The organism is Thalassotalea sp. G20_0, from assembly GCF_017744175.1.
Classification (GTDB): domain Bacteria; phylum Pseudomonadota; class Gammaproteobacteria; order Pseudomonadales; family Endozoicomonadaceae; genus Endozoicomonas.
Map to the genome: position 1 here is coordinate 1 of NZ_JAGHQV010000194.1, position 1,475 is coordinate 1,475.

Here is a 1,475-nt window from a genome sequence, read left to right on the forward strand (position 1 = left end):
GCCATAAGCAAAACCTTGACCAATCAAGCCAGTCCGGCAATGATCGCTTCCTTACGTTTTTGGATAATATTCCTAAGCAGGTCAGCACTTTATCTGCGGCGGTTGGAGATAATGATATCTACATCAAATCCCTCCTGACAGCCATTGAGCACTATGATTCAGCAACATTCATGGCTGAACTTTCAGCGCTGAATAACGGGGCCAAAAGTGAGATCGCTCTACCTCGACAATTGTTGGAGGCTTTGATCAGGCAGAACCCGATAAAAAAACATTTTCCCACCTACTGTTACAATGGTACAAATTGTACCTACGAACGACGTGGTGCCGAACTTAGCTGGGATGATCTACTGAATCAGACCAAGCCCACCTTTGCTGAACAAGCTGTTATCTGTCGGGAGCTTCTAGAGCACAAATTGTTTGTACCATTTTTGCTAGGGTCACCATCTCAAGCCGGAATCTCTTTCCATAATCCGCTGGTGTGTTGTCTTCTGATCGCTCACGGTACAAGAGTCCATCTAGCTCAACCCCCAACCCTGTCCGACTGTACACTGCTAATATTTGCCATGCATTTTAGAAGTATGAATCTGATGACGGCAGGCGAAGTCGAAATCGTTCGGAATGAGATGCTGTGGAGGCTTCTTTGCCATTGTGAAAGCGGCACAATTACTGATCCTGAACGGATTACCAATCGCCTCGCGAACATGGAGGAAGAATTGTCCCGGCTTACTTCCCTCCACTGGAGAGCCGGTGTTTTCCGTCCTGAGCTCAGTCGCCTGTTTGGTAATACGTTTTATCATCACTTTGTCGAGAAAAGATCAGTTGACGGGCATACAATCAAGGAATATCTGAAACGAAATTTGTCAACCCGGCGCTTCAGTGATGAACAGATACGCGAGCATTTAGAGCATACATCGACTCTCACATCATTGGATCGTTCTAATTTAATGCTTGAACTCATGGGGAAGCTCTATCACAAAGTTCCTCTTGCTGCTGTGGTTCAGTTAAGAGAAGATGGTGAATGCCAGCCTTACTGGCCGGAGACATTTCAGGCCCCCCCACCAATCGTTGAGCCTGGTAAACTCCAGGGAAATGACAAAGACCGCATTCGGGAACTTACCTTGGCGGTGGGTCAGTCCTATTTCCGTTCCCCCCATCTCAACAGGGCACAAACCATTCTGGCGGAGGGTTCAAAACCCCATTACCGCACATTGCACGGACTGGATCACGCCCTGCGCACGCAGATGGCTATCGGATTTCTTCTGGACGACCATGTTCTACCTAAATTCCACCGTCCGTCCAAAGAGTTATTGCATAAGCAGCCACAGCTGCGGGAGTTGTTGCCCATCGCTGAACTTTACCAGGACGCTGTCGCGGAAGATGAACCAAAAGAGCTACGGGCAGCAGAACTGTTCCAGCGTGATATGTCCAGCCTGCAACAGTATCCCAACGAGCTGATTGACCTGGTGGCCAGAGCC

General features: G+C 48.6%; 1 protein-coding gene. It reads left to right on the plus strand.

Features of this window, described 5'->3' with window-relative positions; all coding sequences use genetic code 11:
• Positions 1-578 precede the first annotated feature (578 nt).
• On the plus strand, positions 579-1,475 hold an 897-nt coding region (locus tag J7438_RS25450; RefSeq protein WP_209278838.1), incomplete at its 3' end, for a hypothetical protein.